Raw genomic sequence first — 17,883 nt, 5'->3', positions numbered from 1 at the left:
GGGGAGGGGTCTTTTTTGACCCTTCCCATTCGAAAGCATGCTTCGCGGTGGCCGAGGCGCTGCCGCGTTTCTCTTCTCCCCTAGGGGGTCCGAAGGACGGGTCCAGTGGCTCGACCCAGGTAAAGGTGCCGGCAGGCGGATGAGGGGGGCAGCACGCACCCTTGTCCCACCTGACTTAATGAGAACGGAGAAGCGGATCATGGCGACCATCGCAGCGGTAACGGAAGACAGCAAGCAGCCTACACGCCGCGCGCTGCGCCTCTCCCCGTCAGCCATCTCCTATCTCCAGGCGACGCCGCTGATCGCCATTCTCGGTTTCTTCTTCCTGCTGCCGATCGCCATGATCGCGGTCGTCAGCTTCTGGGATTACGATTTCGCCGGCCTCTATCCCGACTTCCTCACCATAAACTACACCGATACGCTCGGTTCGTGGGTGACGTGGAAAACCTATCTTAACACGCTGAAATTCACCGCCATCGTCTGGGCGTTGACGCTCGTCATCGGCTTCTGGGTCGCCTATTTTCTGGCCTTTCACATCCGCAAGACCTCGACGCAGATGATCCTTTTCCTCGTCTGCACCGTGCCGTTCATGACCTCGAACATCATCCGCATGATCTCGTGGATCCCGGTGCTCGGCCGCAACGGCCTCGTCAATTCGTCGTTGATCAACATGGGCGTGATCCCGCAGCCGATCGAATGGCTGCTCTATTCCGATTTCGCCGTCGTGCTCGCCATGGTGCACCTCTATACGCTGTTCATGGTGACGCCGATCTTCAATACGCTGATGCGCATCGACCGATCGCTGTTCGAGGCGGCGCGCGATGCCGGCGCGTCGGGCTGGCAGGTGCTGTGGAACGTCGTCATTCCGCTGGCCAAACCCGGCATGGCGATCGGCACCATCTTCGTCGTCACCCTGGTCATGGCCGATTTCTCGACGGTGCAGGTTATGTCCGGCGGCCAGAGCGCCTCGGTGGCGTTGATGATGAAGAACCAGATGTCGCTGCTGCAATATCCGGCGGCCGCCGCCAATGCGGTGGTGCTGCTTGCCGTCGTTTTGTTGATGGTCGCGGCGATCCTGCGCGTCGTCGACATCCGCAAGGAGCTTTGAGATGAACCACGAAAAACGCGGCCTCGAATTCTATCTGCTGGCGATCTTCTTCATCATCTTCGTACTGTTCCTCTACGGCCCGCTCTCGGCGATCCTCATCCTCTCCTTCCAGGGGCCGGACGGTGGCCTGACCTTCCCGTTGAACGGCGTTTCCACCCACTGGTTCTTCAACCTGTTCGAGAAGCAGGCGGTCGGCGATTTCGGCGCCTCCTTCCGGCGCTCCTTCTCGCTGGGGCTGATGGTGATGGTCGTGACCGTCACCGTGTCGCTGCTTGCCGGCCTTGCCTTCCGCCGCCGCTTCCGCGGCTCGACCGTGCTGTTCTACGCCACCGTCGCCAGTCTCGTCGTGCCGTCGATCATCGTCTCGCTCGGCATTGGCGTCGTCTTCCAGCAGGGCGGGCTGAAGCCTGCCTGGTATTCCTCGGCCTTTGGCGCGCATCTCACCTGGACGCTGCCCTTCGGCGTGCTGATCATGTTTGCCGTCTTCAACCGCTTCTCGCCGGCCTATGAGGAGGCGGCGCGCGACCTCGGCGCCACATCCTGGCAAACCTTCCGCCATGTCGTGCTGCCGATGATCGCGCCGAGCCTGATCGGCGTCGGGCTGTTCGGTTTCACACTCTCCTATGACGAATTCGCCCGCACGTTGATGACGTCGGGCAGCTACAATACGCTGCCGCTCGAAATCTACGGCATGACGACCAATGTCACGACGCCGGTGCTCTATGCGCTCGGCACGGTGACGACGCTATTTTCCTTCACCATCATTCTCATCGCGCTCGGCATCATGACCATGCTCAGCCGGCGGCAGGCAAAGATCAACTGACATGCGCATTCTCATCGTCAATCCGAATACCACCGCCTCCATGACCGAGAAGGCCGCGACCGCGGCGCGTGCGGTGGCCGCGTCCGGCACGGAAATCATCGCCGCCACTTCGCGCATGGGGCCGGTTTCCATCGAGGGCCATTATGACGGCGCGTTGGCGATCCCAGGCCTGCTTTCCGAACTAAAGGAGCGGCAGTCGGCCGGCTACGACGCGGCTGTCATCGCCTGCTTCGACGATACCGGGCTCGAAGCGGCGCGGAGTTTCGCCGATGTGCCGATCCTCGGGCTTTGCGAATCCGCCGTCGTAACGGCCGGCTTCCTCGCCCAGCGTTTCACCGTGGTGACGACGCTGGAGCGGTCGCGGGTGCTGATCGACAATCTGGTGCGCCGCTACGGCATGGGCGAGCGCGCCAAGGTGCGCGCCTCCGACATTCCGGTGCTGGAGTTGGAGAACGCGGCCTCGGGCGCGATCGGCAAGCTCCGGGCTGAGATTGAGCGGGCGCTGGCCGAGGACGGCGCCGAGGCGATCGTGCTCGGTTGCGCCGGCATGACCGATCTGGCGCATCAACTGCAGGAGATTTACGGCGTGCCCGTCGTCGATGGTGTCTCGGCCGCCGTCAAGCAGGCCGAGGCGCTGGTCTCGCTCGGGCTTTCCACCAGCAAGCGCGGCTCCTACGCCTCGCCGCTGCCGAAACCCTTCACCGGTGCGATGAGCGGCTTCTCGCCGGCCGGGAAGCTCGACTGAGCCATGGCCGTTTCCTTCGACTTCAAAGAGCTTTCCGAGCGCGAGCGTTACAAGCTGATGATCGGCACGATCATTCCGCGGCCGATCGCGCTGGTGACGACGGTCGACGAACATGGGCGGATCAACGCCGCCCCCTTCAGCTTCTTCAACTGCCTGTCGGCCGATCCACCTATCCTGGCGATCGGCGTCGAGAACAATGCCGACATGTCGTTCAAGGACACCGGCCACAATATCCGCATGACCGAGGTTTTTACGGTCAACATCGTCTCCTTCGCCATCGCCGAAGCCATGCATGTCTGCGGCGCCCGCTATCCGCGCGGCGTCGACGAACTGAAGCAAGCCGGATTGACGGCGATGCCGGGCGAGAAGGTGGCCTCACCCTATATCGCCGAGGCGCCGGCCGCCTTCGAATGCCGGCGGCATGTGACGCTGGAACTCGGCCGCTCCAGGCAGATCATCATGGGCGAGATCGTCTATGCGCATTACCGCGACGGTGTCGTCGATCCGCGAAGGCTGCATGTCGATCCGGCCGCGATCGACGCCATTGCGCGGCTCGGCGGCGATACTTGCGCCACAACACGCGACCGTTTCGAGATGCTGACGCCGAAGCTCTGACATCAGGGCAGGTCCAAGTTTTGCTTTACTTTTTCGCCTCCGGCGAGAATGGTCTGCACGGATCATTGCGGCAGAGGAGCGCCTTATCATGACACTCGACGACGATCTCAACCGGATCGCGGAGCAGGAAAAAGCGCTGAGCTTCGATGCCTTCGACCTGACGACGGCATGGCAGCTCGGCAAACTCCTGCAGGAACTCGCCACCGAGCGCGGCCTCGGGGTCGCAATCGATGTGACTTTGCATTCGATGCCGGTCTTCTATGCCGCGCTGCCCGGTGTCACGCCCGACAACGTCAACTGGATCAGGCGCAAGCGCAACATGGTGCTGCGCTATTTCCGCAGCAGCTATGCCTCCGGCCTGAAGCTCAGAAAGGACGGCAAGACCGTCGAGGATAACGGTCTTTCCGGTGACGATTACGCGCCGCATGGCGGCAGCTTCCCGATCAACGTCAAGGGCACCGGCTGCATCGGCGTCGTCACCGTCTCCGGCCTGCCGCAGCGCGACGACCACAATCTCGTGGTCGAAGCCTTGGCGCTGATGCTGGCGAAGGACCTGGACACGCTGCGGCTCGCGCCGCTTTGACGGGGCGGCCCGCTCAGCCCGGCGCGTAGATACTCAGTCCTCAGATCCGGCCGCCGGCCTCGGCGATGCCCTTGGTCAGGCTGCCCGTTGCCGGGAAGAGCGGGATGAGGCAGGCCTGCAGGGCGTGGTAGATGTCGCCCTTGCCGGGGAAGAGCGAATGCGAGGGAACGAGGTCTTCCGTCAGTTCCTCGTGCCAGCCGCCGTTCCGGTGGTCGATGAAGGCGCGCTCGATGACGTTCCAGATCTTGCGGTAGCATTCCTCGTGGTAGTCGCTCGGCAGGTGCTCGTTGAGGAAGTGCGCCGCGGCAGCGCCCTCGCAGGCCGGCCACCAGAGCTTGTTGCGCTTGGCAGGCTTGTCGTCCCAGTCGAGCGTATAGAAGAAGCCGCCCTTGTCACTGTCCCAGCCGAGCGCCATCGACTGCTCGAACAGGGCCTTGGCCGCATCCGGCATCCATTCGATGCGTTTGCCGCCGAGCGCCCAGAGCTGCAGGATGAGGCGGGTCCATTCCAGCCAGTGGCCGGGCGTCGTGCCGGCCGGGCGGAACATTTCGTTCGGATGATAATATTGCTTGTCGAGCTTCCACTCGGCATCGAAATGTTCGGCGACGCGCCAGTCGACCGATCCAGCCGCTCGGCGGATGACGAGATCGGCGATGCTTTCGGCCTTGGTGAGGTATTCCTTGTCGCCGGTGGCTTCGAAGGCGGCCATCAGTGCTTCGGTCAGGTGCATGTTGGAATTCTGGCCGCGATAGGTGCCGCCGTCGAGCGGCTGCCAGTCGGCGGTGAATTCCTCGGCGATCGCCCCATGGCGCGGTTCCCAGAACCTGGTGTTGAGGATCTCGGTGATGTCGGCCAGCATGCCGTCGGCCAGCGGATGGCCGATCGTCTTGGCGGATGAGGCGGCGAGCAGCACGAAGGCGTGGCCGTAGCCCTGCTTGTTGCTGTCGACCGGACCATTATTGTCGAGCGACCAGAAATAGCCGCCATTTGTCCGGTCGCGGTGATGGTTCCAGAGATAGTCCATGCCGTGGTCGACGAGGTCGGCAGCACCCGGACGGCCGAGCAGCGCGCCGATGGCAAAACAATGCACGGCGCGCGCCGCAATATGGATGCTGCGGATCTGCCCCTCGGCGTCGAGCGGCTTGCCGCTATCGTCGAGGTCGTAGAAGCCGCCATTGGGATTGACCGAATTGTGCTGGAAGAAATCGAAGAGGCCGTTTGCCTGGTCGAGCAGCCAGGCGCGATGATAGGCGCGGCTCGTCCAGTTTCCAAGCGCGGCTTTGCCGGTTGCGGGTGCCATGATACTCCTCCGATTTGGTGGGCAATGCGTATCAATTGCCTATATAGAGGCCGTTCAAGCCTGTCATCTGGCCAGCGTATCGTGCTTCGCGAAAAATCGAAGTCGATTTTCGCAAAGCACGATACGCAGATTCAAAATGCTACAGCGTCCTGTGCGCGTCTGAAAACGCGCGGCGCTGTAGGCTTGCAAAGCACGAAATCGACAGGCATATATTGACATAAAGATATCTTTATGTGATTTGGACTGTCTGGTCTTACGACGTCAAGGAGCCTCCCGTGTTTGACAACCTCTTTGGTCCGGAAACGGGCAAGCGTGACGGCAATGAAGTTTTCGCAGCGCTGCGCAAAGCCGCCAGCGAACGCATCCTCGTCCTCGACGGCGCCATGGGCACGCAGATCCAGGGGCTCGGCTATGACGAAGACCAGTTCCGCGGCACCCGCTTCATTGGCTGCGCCTGCCATCAGAAAGGCAATAACGACCTTCTGATCCTGACCCAGCCGGATGCGATCGAAGAGATCCATTACCTTTACGCCAAGGCCGGCGCCGATATTCTCGAGACCAACACCTTCTCCTCGACCCGCATCGCCCAGGCAGATTACGCGATGGAAAATGCGGTCTACGACCTCAACAGGGAGGGCGCCGAGATCGTCCGCCGCGCGGCTCTGCGCGCCGAGCGTGAGGACGGCCGCCGCCGTTTCGTCGCCGGCGCCATCGGTCCAACCAACCGCACCGCCTCGATCTCGCCCGATGTCAACAATCCCGGTTTCCGGGCCGTCACCTTCGACGATCTCAGGGAAGCTTATGGCGAGCAGATCGACGGTCTGATCGACGGCGGCGCCGACATTATCCTCATCGAGACGATCTTCGATACGCTGAACGCCAAGGCGGCGATCTTTGCCTGCGAGGAGCGCTTCGAAGCCAAGGGCGTGCGCCTGCCGGTGATGATCTCCGGCACGATCACCGACCTTTCCGGCCGCACGCTCTCCGGCCAGACGCCGTCGGCCTTCTGGAACTCGGTGCGCCACGCCAATCCCTTCACGATCGGGCTCAACTGCGCACTCGGCGCCAATGCGATGCGCCCGCATCTGCAGGAGCTTTCGGGTGTCGCCGACACCTTCGTCTGCGCCTATCCGAACGCCGGCCTGCCGAACGAATTCGGCCAATATGACGAGACGCCGGAGCTGATGGCGGCGCAGATCGACAGCTTCGCCCGCGAAGGCCTGGTCAATATCGTCGGCGGCTGCTGCGGCTCGACGCCGGAACATATCCGGGCGATCGCCGAGACCGTTGCCAAGTACAAGCCGCGGCCGATTCCGGCGCACCGCCCCTTCATGTCGCTGTCCGGTCTCGAGCCCTTCGAGCTCACCAAGGACATCCCTTTCGTGAACGTCGGCGAGCGCACCAACGTCACCGGTTCGGCGAAGTTCCGCAAGCTGATCACCAATGCCGATTACACGGCAGCGCTCGATGTCGCCCGCGACCAGGTCGAGAACGGCGCCCAGGTGATCGACATCAACATGGACGAGGGCCTGATCGATTCCGAAAAGGCGATGGTCGAGTTCTTGAACCTGATCGCCGCCGAGCCCGACATCGCCCGCGTGCCCGTGATGATCGACAGCTCGAAATTCTCGATCATCGAAGCCGGCCTGAAGCGCGTCCAGGGCAAGGCGATCGTCAACTCGATCTCGCTGAAGGAAGGCGAGGAGAATTTCCTCGCCCAGGCGCGGCTGCTGCACAATTACGGCGCCGCCGTCGTTGTCATGGCCTTCGATGAGACGGGGCAGGCGGACAATTACGAGCGCAAGGTCGAGATCTGCACGCGCGCCTACAAGCTGCTGACCGAAAAGATCGGCTTCCCGCCCGAGGATATCATCTTCGACCCGAACATCTTCGCGGTGGCGACCGGCATCGAAGAGCACAATAATTACGGCGTCGATTTCATCGAGGCGACGCGGACGATCCGCGAGCGCATGCCGCTCGTGCATATTTCCGGCGGCGTCTCCAATCTGTCCTTCTCGTTCCGCGGCAATGAGCCGGTGCGCGAGGCGATGCACGCCGTGTTCCTCTACCACGCCATCCAGGCGGGCATGGACATGGGCATCGTCAATGCCGGCCAGCTTGCCGTCTACGACAATATCGATCCGGAACTGCGCGAGGCCTGCGAGGACGTGGTGCTGAACCGCCGGCCCGACGGCACCGAGCGGCTGCTCGAAGTGGCCGAGCGCTTCCGTGGCGCTGGTGCAAGGGAAGGCCGGGTGCAGGATCTCTCCTGGCGCGAATGGAGTGTCGAGAAGCGCCTCGAACACGCGCTAGTCAATGGCATCACCGAATATATCGAAGCCGATACCGAGGAGGCCCGCCAGCAGGCGGCGCGGCCGCTGCACGTCATCGAAGGGCCGCTGATGGCCGGCATGAATGTCGTCGGCGACCTCTTCGGCTCGGGTAAGATGTTCCTGCCGCAGGTGGTCAAGTCGGCGCGCGTGATGAAACAGGCTGTCGCCGTGCTGCTTCCTTACATGGAAGAGGAAAAGCGCCTCAATGGTGGTGACGACCGGAAATCGGCGGGCAAGATCCTGATGGCGACGGTCAAGGGCGACGTGCACGATATCGGCAAGAATATCGTCGGCGTCGTGCTCGCCTGCAACAATTACGAAATCGTCGACCTCGGTGTCATGGTGCCGGCGACGAAGATCCTCGAAACGGCGATCGCCGAAAAGGTCGATGTCATCGGCCTTTCCGGCCTGATCACGCCGTCGCTCGACGAGATGGTGCATGTCGCGGCCGAGATGGAGCGACAGGGTTTCGAGATCCCGCTGCTGATCGGCGGCGCGACCACCAGCCGCGTGCATACGGCGGTGAAGATCCACCCCGGCTACAACAAAGGCCAGGCGATCTACGTCACCGACGCGAGCCGCGCCGTCGGTGTCGTCTCGGCGCTGCTGTCGCCGGAGACGCGCCAGGGCTATGTCGACGATACAAGAGCCGAATATGCCAAGGTGGCGGCCGCGCATGCGCGCAGCGAAGCCGAGAAGGTGCGGCTGCCATTGCCGCGGGCGCGTGAGAATGCCCATATGATCGACTGGCCGGCCTACCAGCCGACGAAACCGCAATTCTTCGGCACGCGGGTGTTCGAGGATTACGATCTGGCCGACCTTGCGCGATATATCGACTGGACACCGTTCTTCCAGACCTGGGAGTTGCGCGGCCGTTTCCCTGCCATTCTCGAAGACGAGAAGCAGGGCGAGGCAGCGCGGGCGCTTTGGGCCGATGCGCAGGCGATGCTGAAGAAGATCATCGACGAGAAATGGTTCCGGCCGCGCGCCGTCATCGGCTTCTGGCCGGCCGGCGCCGTCGGCGACGACATTCGCCTGTTCACCGATGAAAGCCGCAGCAAGGAACTTGCGACTTTCTACACCTTGCGCCAGCAGCTTTCGAAGCGGGACGGACGGGCGAACGTGGCGCTCTCCGATTTTGTCGCGCCTGTCACAAGCGGCGTCGAGGACTATGTCGGCGGCTTCGTGGTGACGGCGGGCATCGAGGAGATCGCCATCGCCGAACGCTTCGAACGTGCGAACGACGACTATTCCTCGATCCTGGTCAAGGCGCTGGCCGACCGCTTTGCCGAAGCCTTCGCCGAGCGCATGCACGAGCAGGTGCGGCGCGAATATTGGGGCTATGCCAGGGATGAGCACCTCAGCAACGAGGATCTCATCGGCGAGGCCTATGCCGGCATCCGTCCGGCGCCAGGCTATCCCGCTCAGCCCGACCACACCGAGAAGAAGACGCTCTTCAAGCTGCTCGATGCGGAACATACCGCAGGCGTGAAGCTGACGGAAAGCTATGCGATGTGGCCGGGCTCCTCCGTCTCCGGTCTCTATATCGGCCACCCCGACTCCTATTATTTCGGCGTCGCCAAGGTGGAGCGCGATCAGGTGGAAGACTATGCCAAGCGCAAGGGTATGGAAGTTTCCGAAGTCGAGCGCTGGCTCGGACCGGTGCTGAACTACGTGCCGCGCAAGGCGGACGAGGACATCGAGGACGCGGCCTGAGTGGCGAGTCTTCGCAGCCGCTTGAGGCGGCGCGCTGAGGAACTGATTTAATGAATGAAAGCCGGGAAGTGATTCACTTTCCGGCTTTATTATTTTGATATGGTTCAATAGTCATCCGCCTTTGGGGTTTTCGAATTCGGTGGCGGAATTCATGGTGAGATGATATGATTAGCTAAGTTAGCTAATGAGGGCTGCGATGCAGGTTACCATTCATGCCGCGAAGACCAATCTGTCGAAGTTGATCGACGCCGCTCTTTCCGGTGAGGAAGTGGTGATCGCCAAAGGGCACAAGCCCGTGGTGAAGATCATTCCGATTGCGCAATCTTCCTTCAAGATCGGTCTGCTCAAGGGACAGGTTGCTGGAAATGGGCCGGAGTTTTTCGAGCCCATGGATGAAAGCGATCTTGCTGCCTGGGAAGGGGTCGAGTGAATTCGCTTCTGCTCGACACCCATGCCTGGGCATGGTCGCTGACCGGCGACGAGCGGCTCTCGGCCAAGGCGGTCGCTCTGATCGAAAAGGCGGAGACTATTCTCGTCAGCGCGATATCCCTTTTTGAAATCGGGCAGAAGGTCCGTCTCGGCAAATGGCCAGACATGGAGCCTTTCATCGGCCGGCTGCCGGAACTGCTGCAGGAGCAGGGTGGCATTACCGCGGGCCTGACACCGGAAATCTGTCTGGCTGCAGCCATGATGGACTGGACGCATCGCAATCCGTTCGACCGACTTCTTGCTGCGACCGCCATGCAGAATGGGATACCGATTATCTCCGCCGATACGGTCTTCGACGAACTCGCCGGAAACCAGTTTTGGATCGCCCGCTTCTGGTAGGGCCTACGTCACTCCGATCGTTAGCTCGGCAACAAAATCATAGGCGTCGCCACGATAGAGCGAGCGGGTGAATTCCACGGCGCGGCCGGAGCCGAGATAGGAAATGCGCTCGATCGACAGGCCGGCGGCGCCGACGGGGACGCCGAGAAGCTGGGCGTCGGCTTCCTTCATGTTGGTTGCCGAAATGCGCTGCACGGCGCGCACCGGGCGGACCTGGAGGCGTTCGAGCTCGGCGTAGAGCGAATTGGTGACGACGGACGGATCGGGCAGGAATTCGCCGGAGACACTGGCATTCTCGATCGCCAGCGGCTGGTCGTCGGCGATGCGCAGGCGCGACAGGCGCGACACCTTCACGTCGGTGCCGAGACCGAGAATCATCATCTCGTCGGGCGAGGGGGTATGGACACCCTTGTGCAGCCATTCGGAGCGGGAGGTCATGCCGCGGCGCGCCATGTCCTCGGTGAAGGAGGTGAGCTGCGACAGGCGCTGCTCGACCTTTGAAACCGGTTTGGCGACGAAGGTGCCGGAGCCGTGGCGGCGCACCAAAAGGCCGTCGGCGACGAGTTCGTCGATCGCCTTGCGCACAGTAACACGGCTGACGGCGGCAAATTCGGCGATATCGCGTTCCGGCGGCAGCGCATCGCCGTGACCAAGCGTGCCGGAGCGTACGGCCTCTTCGAGGGTGCGGCGGAGTTTGACGTAGAGCGGGCCGGTCCCGGCGGCCTGCAGGCGCTGCAGGGACAGGAGGGTAGCGAGGTCGTCGGTCATGCCGCCCCTCTCTGCCGGTCGTTCAAAAGCTTGACGGCAAGTTCCACCGCACCCTGCAGGGCATCGCCCTTGGGGCTGGCAAGCCGCGATCTGTAACGTTCGGAAAGCCACGGCTCATAGGCTCCGGCAAGGCCGCCGAGCAGGCAGATCGACGGACATTCGGGCCAGAGCAGTGCGTCAAGGCTTTCGCCGATCGCCGTTGCGGCATCCGTGACGATGCCAACCGCGACGGTATCGCCCTTGGCCGCATGGTCGAAGATAGCAGGCGCATAGCGAGCAAAATCCGTCGGTCTTGCCGAATGCGCGAATTCGACGATGCGTTCCGGATCGTTGCCGTATTCGCTCATCAGCGCTTCGGTGATCGCAGAAGCCGGGCGCACGCCGTCATGGGCGAGCAGTGATCGTTCCATGAGATCGCGGCCGAGGCGGGCGCCGCTCGCCTGGTCGCCGACGACGAAGCCCCAACCGCCGATGCCGTTCAGCCGGCCATTCCTACGGGCATTGTAGACCGAGCCGGTGCCGAAGGCGCCGACGATGCCGTCGGAGTTGCCGAGCGCGCCCTGCAGGGCGATCAGCGCATCCGTGACGACGCGGCCTTCGGCAAAGGGCAGGGCCTTTTCGATTCGCTCGCCGTAATCCGTGACATTGGCGCCGGCGACGCCAACGACTGAGGCAACCGACGAGATCGTTTCATCGGCAAGCCCGGCGTCGCGCAACGCCTGCCGAGCGGATTCGACGATGTTGAGAAGAGAGTTTTCCAGGTCGGACAGGATGTTAGCCGGGCCTGCTTTGCCGCGGCCGATGATGTTGCCGTTTCTGTCTGCGACCGCGGCCCGGCAACTCGTTCCGCCGCCGTCTATGCCGATTGCAAGCTCCGTCATCGGGCCTCCGATTATGCCGTTCCCCGTGTTTTTTCATACAATACCAAAAAAATACCATTTACCAAGTAGGAAAGATGGAGAAAATTCGTCTTTTTATCATGTTGATTTTATTGACTAAAATTTTTTAATGAATTTTTGGAGGGCGAAAAGTTAAAATCGACTGGACAATTGGTATTTTTTTGGCCTTAATTCGGTAAAAGGGAACAGCACATCGAAGCCAACGAAAACCGGCAGCAAAGCCAAGCCGGCACCGCTTCGAAGATGATCGAGAACGATCCGCCGCCTGACAGGCTGGTGGCGAAGTTCAGCATCCATCGGCTTTCCCGATCGATTTTGCCGCGCCCGATGCAGGTGATGGGGCAGCGCACAGTCCGGCCGCAAGCGATCCGCCTTTGCGTCCGTCGAGCTTTCGGGGCCGGCAGGTGCTGGCGGCCCTCCAAGAGGCGTTGGGTGTTTCCTCAAGCACGCCAACTGCTTGTTTCAGATCGAAAACAGCGCCTTGCGGCGCTCAAAACACAGGAGAGGGAAATGAAAAACACTGCTCTGAAAAGCCTGCTGCTTGCCTCCAGCCTGCTGACGTCGGCCGGTCTCGTGCATGCCGCCGACGTTACGCTGACGGTCGAAAGCTGGCGCAATGACGACCTGCAGATCTGGCAGGAGAAGATCATTCCGGCCTTCGAAGCGAAGAACCCGGGCATCAAGATCGTCTTCTCGCCGACCGCGCCGACCGAATACAACGCCTCGCTGAACGCCAAGCTCGATGCCGGCTCCGCAGGCGACATCATCACCTGCCGTCCGTTCGACGCCTCGCTCGAACTCTTCAACAAGAAGCAGCTCGCCGACATCACCAGCCTGCCCGGTATGGAGAACTTCTCTCCAGTCGCCAAGGCCGCCTGGACGACCGACGACGGCAAGTCGACCTTCTGCGTACCGATGGCATCGGTCATCCATGGCTTCATCTACAACAAGGATGCCTTCGACAAGCTCGGCATCTCCGTGCCGAAGACCCAGGACGAGTTCTACGCAGCACTCGACAAGATCAAGGCCGATGGCACATACATCCCGCTCGCCATGGGCACGAAGGACCTCTGGGAAGCTGCGACCATGGGCTACCAGAACATCGGTCCGAACTACTGGAAGGGTGAAGAGGGCCGCCAAGCCCTGATTGCCGGTAAGCAGAAGCTGACCGATCCGGAATGGGTCAAGCCCTATGAGGAGCTTGCCAAGTGGAAGCCCTATCTAGGCGACGGCTTCGAAGCCCAGACCTACTCGGACAGCCAGAACCTCTTCACGCTCGGCCGGGCCGCGATCTATCCGGCCGGCTCGTGGGAAATCGCGCTGTTCAACACGCAGGCCCAGTTCAAGATGGGCGCTTTCCCGCCCCCGGTTCCGAAGGCCGGCGACCAGGGCTACATCTCCGATCATCCTGACATCGGCGTTGCCTTGAACGCGAAGAGCACGCATGCCGAGGAAGCCAAGAAATTCCTCAGCTGGGTCGCGTCGCCCGAATTCGCCGATATCTACGCCAACGCGCTGCCGGGCTTCTTCAGCCTGAACTCCAACCCGGTCAAGATGTCCGATCCGCTTGCTCAGGAATTCGTTTCCTGGCGCGGCCCGTACAAGTCGACCGTGCGCTCGACTTATCAGATCCTGTCGCGCGGCACGCCGAACCTCGAAAACGAGACCTGGGTCGAATCGGCCAACGTGATCAACGGCACCGATACGCCACAGGTTGCTGCCGAAAAGCTTCAGAAGGGCCTCGACAGCTGGTACAAGCCGGCCAAGTGATCTGATCAGGGGCGGCGTCTGCGGCCCCTCATCCGGCCTGCCGGCCACCTTCTCCCCGCTTGCGGGGAGAAGGAGACTCGCAGCGACCTCTCAGCCCGATATAGCATCCCATCAGGGCGTTGCCTCTCTTCCCCAGTCGGCAGAGAGTTCGGGTGAGGCGCAAGATTTTCCATCTGCGTCCGCACGATTGCGGCCAGTCGACAAGAACAGGCAAAAGCCATGAGCGAAACCGACAACGCGATCGATATCGTCCCGATCAAGCGCCCGGTGCGCTGGCACATCTTCGTCTTCATGCTGCCGGCGGTGATCGTTTATTCCGCCGTCATGGTACTGCCGCTGATCGAGACGCTCAGGCTTTCGCTCTACAATACTGTCGACGGTCAGCCGGCCTTCGTCGGGCTTGCGAATTTCAAGGTGCTGTTCGGCGATCCGCGCTGGGCGCGTGATTTCTGGAATGCGCTCGTCAACAACCTGATCTTCTTCACCATCCATATGTGCGTGCAGAACCCGATCGGCATTGCGCTTGCTGCCCTGCTTTCGGTGCCGAAGCTGCGCGGGGTGGCCTTTTACCGCACGGCAATATTCCTGCCGACGCTGCTTTCCTTCGTCATCGTCGGCTTCATCTGGAAGCTGATCCTGTCGCCGATCTGGGGCGTGGCGCCCTGGATGCTCGATCTCATCGGGTTGAAATTCCTGTTCGCGCCCTGGCTCGGCAAGCCCGGCTCTGCGCTGATCGCCGTGTCGCTGATCTCGAACTGGCAGTATATCGGCATTCCAATGATGCTTATCTATGCCGCGCTTCTGAGCATCCCCGAAGAGGTGATCGAGGCGGCCGAATGCGACGGCATCACCGGCTGGGCGCAGTTCTGGAAGATCAAACTGCCGCTCATCCTGCCGGCGATCGGCATCATCTCGATCCTCACCTTCGTCGGCAATTTCAATGCCTTCGACCTGATCTACACCGTGCAGGGGGCGCTCGCCGGGCCCGACATGTCGACCGATATTCTTGGTACGCTGCTCTACCGCACCTTTTTCGGTTTCCAGCTGCAGCTCGGCGACCGCTCGATGGGCGCGACGATCGCCACCGTGATGTTCCTCATCATCCTCGCTGGCGTCTCGCTTTATCTCTTCGTCATCCAGCGGCGCATGCGTCGCTACCAGTTCTGAGGAGCGCGCATGTCCAAGGCACGCACATCTCCCATCCGCACCGGTCTCGTGCATCTGGCGCTCTCCGCCTACACGCTGGTCGCACTGTTTCCGGTGTTCCTGACCATCGTCAACTCGTTCAAGGATCGTGCCTCGATCTTCCGCGAGCCGCTGATGATCCCGACGCCGTCGACATTCAGCCTCGTCGGCTACCAGACGGTGCTGGGGCAAGGCGATTTCGCCACCTATTTCCAGAACAGCTTCATCGTGACTATCGTCTCGATCCTGCTGGTGTTGCTCTTCGGCGCCATGGCAGCCTTCGCGCTGTCGGAATACCGCTTCCGCGGCAATGCGCTGCTTGGGCTCTATATGGCGATCGGGATCATGATCCCGATCCGCCTCGGCACCGTGGCGATCCTGCAGGGCATGGTGGCGGCCGGCCTCGTCAATACGCTGACGGCGCTGATCCTCGTCTATACCGCGCAGGGCATACCGCTGGCGATCTTCATCCTGTCGGAATTCATGCGCACGGTTTCGGACGATCTGAAGAATGCCGGTCGCATCGACGGGCTTTCCGAATACGCGATCTTCTTCCGCCTGGTGCTGCCGCTGGTGCGCCCTGCCATGGCGACAGTCGCCGTCTTCACCATGATCCCGATCTGGAACGACCTCTGGTTCCCGCTGATTCTCGCACCCTCCGAGGCCACCAAGACGGTAACGCTCGGCTCGCAGATCTTCATCGGCCAGTTCGTCACCAACTGGAATGCGGTGCTGGCGGCGCTGTCCCTGGCGATCCTGCCGATCCTGATCCTCTACGTCATCTTCTCGCGGCAGCTGATCCGCGGCATCACCTCGGGAGCCGTCAAGTGACCGAAAAACCGATCCGTGTCCTCGTTGCCGGCCTCGGCAATATGGGCCGCAGCCATGCGCTCGCCTATCACAACAATCCCGGTTTCGAGATCGTCGGTCTCGTCAACCGCTCGACGCCGAAGCTGGAGCGGGAGCTGCAGGCCTATACGATCTATCCCGAGTTCATGACGGCGCTCGCCGAGCTGAAGCCGGATCTCTGCTCGATCAGCACCTATTCCGACAGCCATGCCGATTATGCCGTCGCCGCCTTCGAGGCCGGCTGCGACGTCTTCGTGGAGAAGCCGCTGGCGACCACCGTCGCCGATGCCGAGCGTGTCGTGGCTGCGGCGACGAAGGCAGGGCGCAAGCTGGTGATCGGCTATATACTTCGCCATCATCCGTCCTGGATGAAGCTGATCGCGGAAGCCCGCAAGCTTGGCCCACCTTACGTTTTCCGCATGAACCTTAACCAGCAGTCCAGCGGCCCGACCTGGGCGACGCACAAGTCGCTGATGCAGACGACCTCGCCGATCGTCGATTGCGGCGTGCATTATGTCGATGTCATGTGCCAGATCACCGATGCCAGGGCGGTCGAGGTGCGCGGCATGGGGCTGCGCCTCTCCGATGAGATCGCCGCCGACATGTACAATTACGGTCAGCTGCAGGTGCTCTTCGAGGACGGTTCTGTCGGCTGGTACGAGGCCGGTTGGGGGCCGATGATTTCGGAGACGGCCTTCTTCGTGAAGGACGTGATGTCGCCGAAGGGGGCGGTGTCGATCGTCATGGATCCGAACGCCAAGTCCGACGATATCGACACGCACACCAAGACTTCGGTGATCCGTCTGCATACGGCCGAGACCGGTCCGGACGGCAAATTCATCCGCCCCGACCAGGACATGAGGATGACGGGCGAGCCCGATCATCAGGCGCTCTGCGACCTGGAACAGGCCTTCATGCTGAGGGCGATCCGCGAGGATCTGAACCTCGATCGCCATATGGCGGATGCGGTGGCGTCGCTGCGCATCTGCCTTGCCGCCGACGAGAGCGTGCGCACCGGTCAGCCGGTCAGATTATAAGGGAAAACCAGTGGGATCGCTTCAACTCAAATCCATCCGCAAGACCTATGGCACGCACGAGGTGCTGAAGGGCATCGACCTCGAGGTCAAGGACGGCGAATTCGTCATCTTCGTTGGCCCGTCGGGCTGCGGGAAGTCGACACTTCTCCGCAGCATTGCGGGTCTGGAGGACGTCACCTCGGGCGCCGTCGTCATCAACGGCCGCGACGAGACGCTGACGCCGCCGGCCAAGCGCGGCATCGCCATGGTGTTCCAGTCCTATGCGCTCTATCCGCATCTGACGGTCAAGGACAATATGGGCCTCGGCCTCAAGCAGGCCGGTACGGCCAAGGGCGAGATCGACAAGCGCGTCAGCAAGGCCTCCGGCATGCTGTCGCTGGCGCCCTATCTGGCGCGCCGGCCGGCCGAGCTATCAGGCGGTCAGCGCCAGCGCGTTGCGATCGGCCGCGCCATCGTGCGCGAGCCGGAACTCTTCCTGTTCGACGAGCCGTTGTCGAACCTCGACGCCGCGTTGCGCGTCCAGACCCGCCTCGAAATCGCCCGGCTGCACCGCAGCCTGAAGGCGACGATGATCTACGTCACCCATGACCAGGTCGAGGCGATGACGCTGGCCGACAAGATCGTGGTGTTGAACGCCGGCACGATCGAGCAGATCGGTTCGCCGATGGAGCTTTACAACCGGCCGGCCAACGTCTTCGTCGCCGGTTTTATCGGCTCGCCGCAGATGAATTTCATCGCGGGCGAGAAGGTCGGCGACCACAGCGCCAAGACGATCGGCGTGCGTCCTGAACACATGACGCTGTCACGCGAGCAGGGGACCTGGGCGGCGAAGGTCGTGCATGTCGAGCATCTCGGCGCCGACACGATCATCTATCTGGAATCCGACCAGTTCGGCCTGCTGACGGCGCGCCTCTTCGGCGAGCACCAGTACGAGCCCGACGAAATCGTCTATGCCACCCCGGACCAGGCGCGCGTGCATCGTTTCGATGCGGACGATCGGGCGATCCGCTGAGTTTCTTCTTCTCCCCAGTGGGGGTCCGAAGGACGGGTTGAGACGCGTGGCTCAACCCCGGTCGGGGGCCCGAAGGGTCAGATGAGGGGGCCGGACGGCACACCATTCATTGCCCTTCGCTCACGCTCCGTGCATTCGCGGCTTCGCCGCTCTCCCCCTCAACCGCCTGGGCACCTTCTCCCCGCCGGGGACTGTTGCAAAATGCTGAGAATATGATTCCGTTGTTTTTGAACGGAGATGATTTGGATGGCGGTGAAGCAGACGGGTCAATTCAGCTTTGTTGATGCGTTGTTGCCGCAGGCAGGCGGCAGC

The 17,883-nt window shown here is 62.0% G+C and carries 17 protein-coding genes; 13 read left to right on the top strand and 4 right to left on the bottom strand.

Annotation, left to right across the window (positions count from 1 at the left end; genetic code table 11):
- The first annotated feature begins 199 nt into the window (after nucleotides 1-199).
- The 5 genes from EFR00_RS24775 (at nucleotide 200) to EFR00_RS24755 (ending at nucleotide 3,874) form a co-directional block, all read left to right on the top strand.
- A complete protein-coding gene (locus EFR00_RS24775) occupies nucleotides 200-1,108 on the top strand; it encodes an ABC transporter permease (RefSeq protein ID WP_009993924.1) in 909 nt (302 codons plus the stop codon).
- Nucleotide 1,109: 1 nt separating this feature from the next.
- The gene (locus tag EFR00_RS24770) at nucleotides 1,110-1,931 is read left to right on the top strand and encodes an ABC transporter permease (RefSeq protein ID WP_038690228.1); all 822 of its coding nucleotides are present in this window, start codon (nucleotides 1,110-1,112) and stop codon (nucleotides 1,929-1,931) included.
- 1 nt (nucleotide 1,932) lies between these two features.
- Nucleotides 1,933-2,676, top strand: a complete 744-nt coding sequence (locus EFR00_RS24765) for an aspartate/glutamate racemase family protein (protein WP_077991913.1) — start codon at nucleotides 1,933-1,935, stop codon at nucleotides 2,674-2,676.
- Between the two features lie 3 nt (nucleotides 2,677-2,679).
- Complete coding sequence (locus EFR00_RS24760; RefSeq protein ID WP_009995954.1) at nucleotides 2,680-3,291, top strand: flavin reductase family protein; 612 nt, start codon at nucleotides 2,680-2,682, stop codon at nucleotides 3,289-3,291.
- Nucleotides 3,292-3,379: 88 nt separating this feature from the next.
- On the top strand, nucleotides 3,380-3,874 hold the full coding sequence (locus tag EFR00_RS24755; RefSeq protein WP_009995953.1) for a heme-degrading domain-containing protein: 495 nt from the start codon (nucleotides 3,380-3,382) through the stop codon (nucleotides 3,872-3,874).
- A 40-nt stretch (nucleotides 3,875-3,914) separates the two neighbouring features.
- Here EFR00_RS24755 and EFR00_RS24750 read toward each other — a convergent pair whose 3' ends face one another.
- A complete protein-coding gene (locus tag EFR00_RS24750; RefSeq protein WP_077991914.1) occupies nucleotides 3,915-5,174 on the bottom strand; it encodes an AGE family epimerase/isomerase in 1,260 nt (419 codons plus the stop codon).
- Nucleotides 5,175-5,449: 275 nt separating this feature from the next.
- On the opposite strand from EFR00_RS24750, the gene metH reads away from it, so the two are divergent.
- From metH to EFR00_RS24735, 3 genes are all read left to right on the top strand, one after another.
- Complete coding sequence (metH, locus tag EFR00_RS24745; protein WP_077991916.1) at nucleotides 5,450-9,223, top strand: methionine synthase; 3,774 nt, start codon at nucleotides 5,450-5,452, stop codon at nucleotides 9,221-9,223.
- A gap of 196 nt (nucleotides 9,224-9,419) precedes the next feature.
- The gene (locus EFR00_RS24740; RefSeq protein ID WP_077991917.1) at nucleotides 9,420-9,653 is read left to right on the top strand and encodes a type II toxin-antitoxin system Phd/YefM family antitoxin; all 234 of its coding nucleotides are present in this window, start codon (nucleotides 9,420-9,422) and stop codon (nucleotides 9,651-9,653) included.
- The gene (locus tag EFR00_RS24735) at nucleotides 9,650-10,051 is read left to right on the top strand and encodes a type II toxin-antitoxin system VapC family toxin (RefSeq protein ID WP_009988402.1); all 402 of its coding nucleotides are present in this window, start codon (nucleotides 9,650-9,652) and stop codon (nucleotides 10,049-10,051) included. Before EFR00_RS24740 ends, EFR00_RS24735 begins: the two co-directional genes overlap by 4 nt.
- Before the next feature lie 3 nt (nucleotides 10,052-10,054).
- Here the strand turns inward: EFR00_RS24735 and EFR00_RS24730 are convergent, their stop codons facing one another.
- The 3 genes from EFR00_RS24730 to EFR00_RS33150 form a co-directional block, all read right to left on the bottom strand.
- Nucleotides 10,055-10,819 (bottom strand): GntR family transcriptional regulator, encoded by a 765-nt coding sequence (locus tag EFR00_RS24730; protein WP_038690214.1) that lies wholly within the window; start codon nucleotides 10,817-10,819, stop codon nucleotides 10,055-10,057.
- On the bottom strand, nucleotides 10,816-11,700 hold the full coding sequence (locus EFR00_RS24725; protein ID WP_077991919.1) for a glucosamine kinase nucleotide-binding domain-containing protein: 885 nt from the start codon (nucleotides 11,698-11,700) through the stop codon (nucleotides 10,816-10,818). The genes EFR00_RS24730 and EFR00_RS24725 overlap by 4 nt, the downstream gene beginning before the upstream one ends.
- Before the next feature lie 150 nt (nucleotides 11,701-11,850).
- The gene (locus EFR00_RS33150) at nucleotides 11,851-12,015 is read right to left on the bottom strand and encodes a hypothetical protein (protein WP_164519043.1); all 165 of its coding nucleotides are present in this window, start codon (nucleotides 12,013-12,015) and stop codon (nucleotides 11,851-11,853) included.
- Between the two features lie 213 nt (nucleotides 12,016-12,228).
- On the opposite strand from EFR00_RS33150, the gene EFR00_RS24720 reads away from it, so the two are divergent.
- The 5 genes from EFR00_RS24720 to EFR00_RS24700 all read left to right on the top strand — a co-directional run bounded on the left by EFR00_RS24720 (nucleotide 12,229) and on the right by EFR00_RS24700 (nucleotide 17,571).
- Nucleotides 12,229-13,488, top strand: coding sequence for an ABC transporter substrate-binding protein (locus EFR00_RS24720; RefSeq protein WP_077991921.1), 1,260 nt, complete (start codon nucleotides 12,229-12,231; stop codon nucleotides 13,486-13,488).
- A 219-nt stretch (nucleotides 13,489-13,707) separates the two neighbouring features.
- Nucleotides 13,708-14,655 carry a carbohydrate ABC transporter permease gene (locus EFR00_RS24715; protein WP_077991923.1) on the top strand — a complete coding sequence of 316 codons (948 nt, stop codon included), beginning with the start codon at nucleotides 13,708-13,710 and terminating at the stop codon, nucleotides 14,653-14,655.
- A 9-nt stretch (nucleotides 14,656-14,664) separates the two neighbouring features.
- The gene (locus tag EFR00_RS24710; protein ID WP_038690205.1) at nucleotides 14,665-15,504 is read left to right on the top strand and encodes a carbohydrate ABC transporter permease; all 840 of its coding nucleotides are present in this window, start codon (nucleotides 14,665-14,667) and stop codon (nucleotides 15,502-15,504) included.
- On the top strand, nucleotides 15,501-16,559 hold the full coding sequence (locus EFR00_RS24705; RefSeq protein ID WP_077991926.1) for a Gfo/Idh/MocA family protein: 1,059 nt from the start codon (nucleotides 15,501-15,503) through the stop codon (nucleotides 16,557-16,559). Before EFR00_RS24710 ends, EFR00_RS24705 begins: the two co-directional genes overlap by 4 nt.
- Nucleotides 16,560-16,569: 10 nt before the next feature.
- Nucleotides 16,570-17,571 (top strand): ABC transporter ATP-binding protein, encoded by a 1,002-nt coding sequence (locus tag EFR00_RS24700; protein WP_077991932.1) that lies wholly within the window; start codon nucleotides 16,570-16,572, stop codon nucleotides 17,569-17,571.
- The last annotated feature ends 312 nt before the right edge of the window (nucleotides 17,572-17,883 follow it).

This window comes from Rhizobium sophoriradicis (assembly GCF_003939025.1).
GTDB lineage: Bacteria > Pseudomonadota > Alphaproteobacteria > Rhizobiales > Rhizobiaceae > Rhizobium > Rhizobium sophoriradicis.
The sequence above is the reverse complement of the archived record's forward strand: the minus strand, read 5'-3'. Positions and strand labels throughout refer to the sequence as shown.

What these genes read in the sequence shown, in the direction of transcription:
- EFR00_RS24775 (WP_009993924.1), top strand. Translation starts at nt 200, where the DNA reads ATGGCGACCATCGCAGCGGTAACGGAAGACAGCAAGCAGCCTACACGC.
- EFR00_RS24770 (WP_038690228.1), top strand. Translation starts at nt 1,110, where the DNA reads ATGAACCACGAAAAACGCGGCCTCGAATTCTATCTGCTGGCGATCTTC.
- EFR00_RS24765 (WP_077991913.1), top strand. Translation starts at nt 1,933, where the DNA reads ATGCGCATTCTCATCGTCAATCCGAATACCACCGCCTCCATGACCGAG.
- EFR00_RS24760 (WP_009995954.1), top strand. Translation starts at nt 2,680, where the DNA reads ATGGCCGTTTCCTTCGACTTCAAAGAGCTTTCCGAGCGCGAGCGTTAC.
- EFR00_RS24755 (WP_009995953.1), top strand. Translation starts at nt 3,380, where the DNA reads ATGACACTCGACGACGATCTCAACCGGATCGCGGAGCAGGAAAAAGCG.
- EFR00_RS24750 (WP_077991914.1), bottom strand. Translation starts at nt 5,174, where the DNA reads ATGGCACCCGCAACCGGCAAAGCCGCGCTTGGAAACTGGACGAGCCGC.
- EFR00_RS24740 (WP_077991917.1), top strand. Translation starts at nt 9,420, where the DNA reads ATGCAGGTTACCATTCATGCCGCGAAGACCAATCTGTCGAAGTTGATC.
- EFR00_RS24730 (WP_038690214.1), bottom strand. Translation starts at nt 10,819, where the DNA reads ATGACCGACGACCTCGCTACCCTCCTGTCCCTGCAGCGCCTGCAGGCC.
- EFR00_RS24725 (WP_077991919.1), bottom strand. Translation starts at nt 11,700, where the DNA reads ATGACGGAGCTTGCAATCGGCATAGACGGCGGCGGAACGAGTTGCCGG.
- EFR00_RS33150 (WP_164519043.1), bottom strand. Translation starts at nt 12,015, where the DNA reads ATGGATGCTGAACTTCGCCACCAGCCTGTCAGGCGGCGGATCGTTCTC.
- EFR00_RS24720 (WP_077991921.1), top strand. Translation starts at nt 12,229, where the DNA reads ATGAAAAACACTGCTCTGAAAAGCCTGCTGCTTGCCTCCAGCCTGCTG.
- EFR00_RS24715 (WP_077991923.1), top strand. Translation starts at nt 13,708, where the DNA reads ATGAGCGAAACCGACAACGCGATCGATATCGTCCCGATCAAGCGCCCG.
- EFR00_RS24710 (WP_038690205.1), top strand. Translation starts at nt 14,665, where the DNA reads ATGTCCAAGGCACGCACATCTCCCATCCGCACCGGTCTCGTGCATCTG.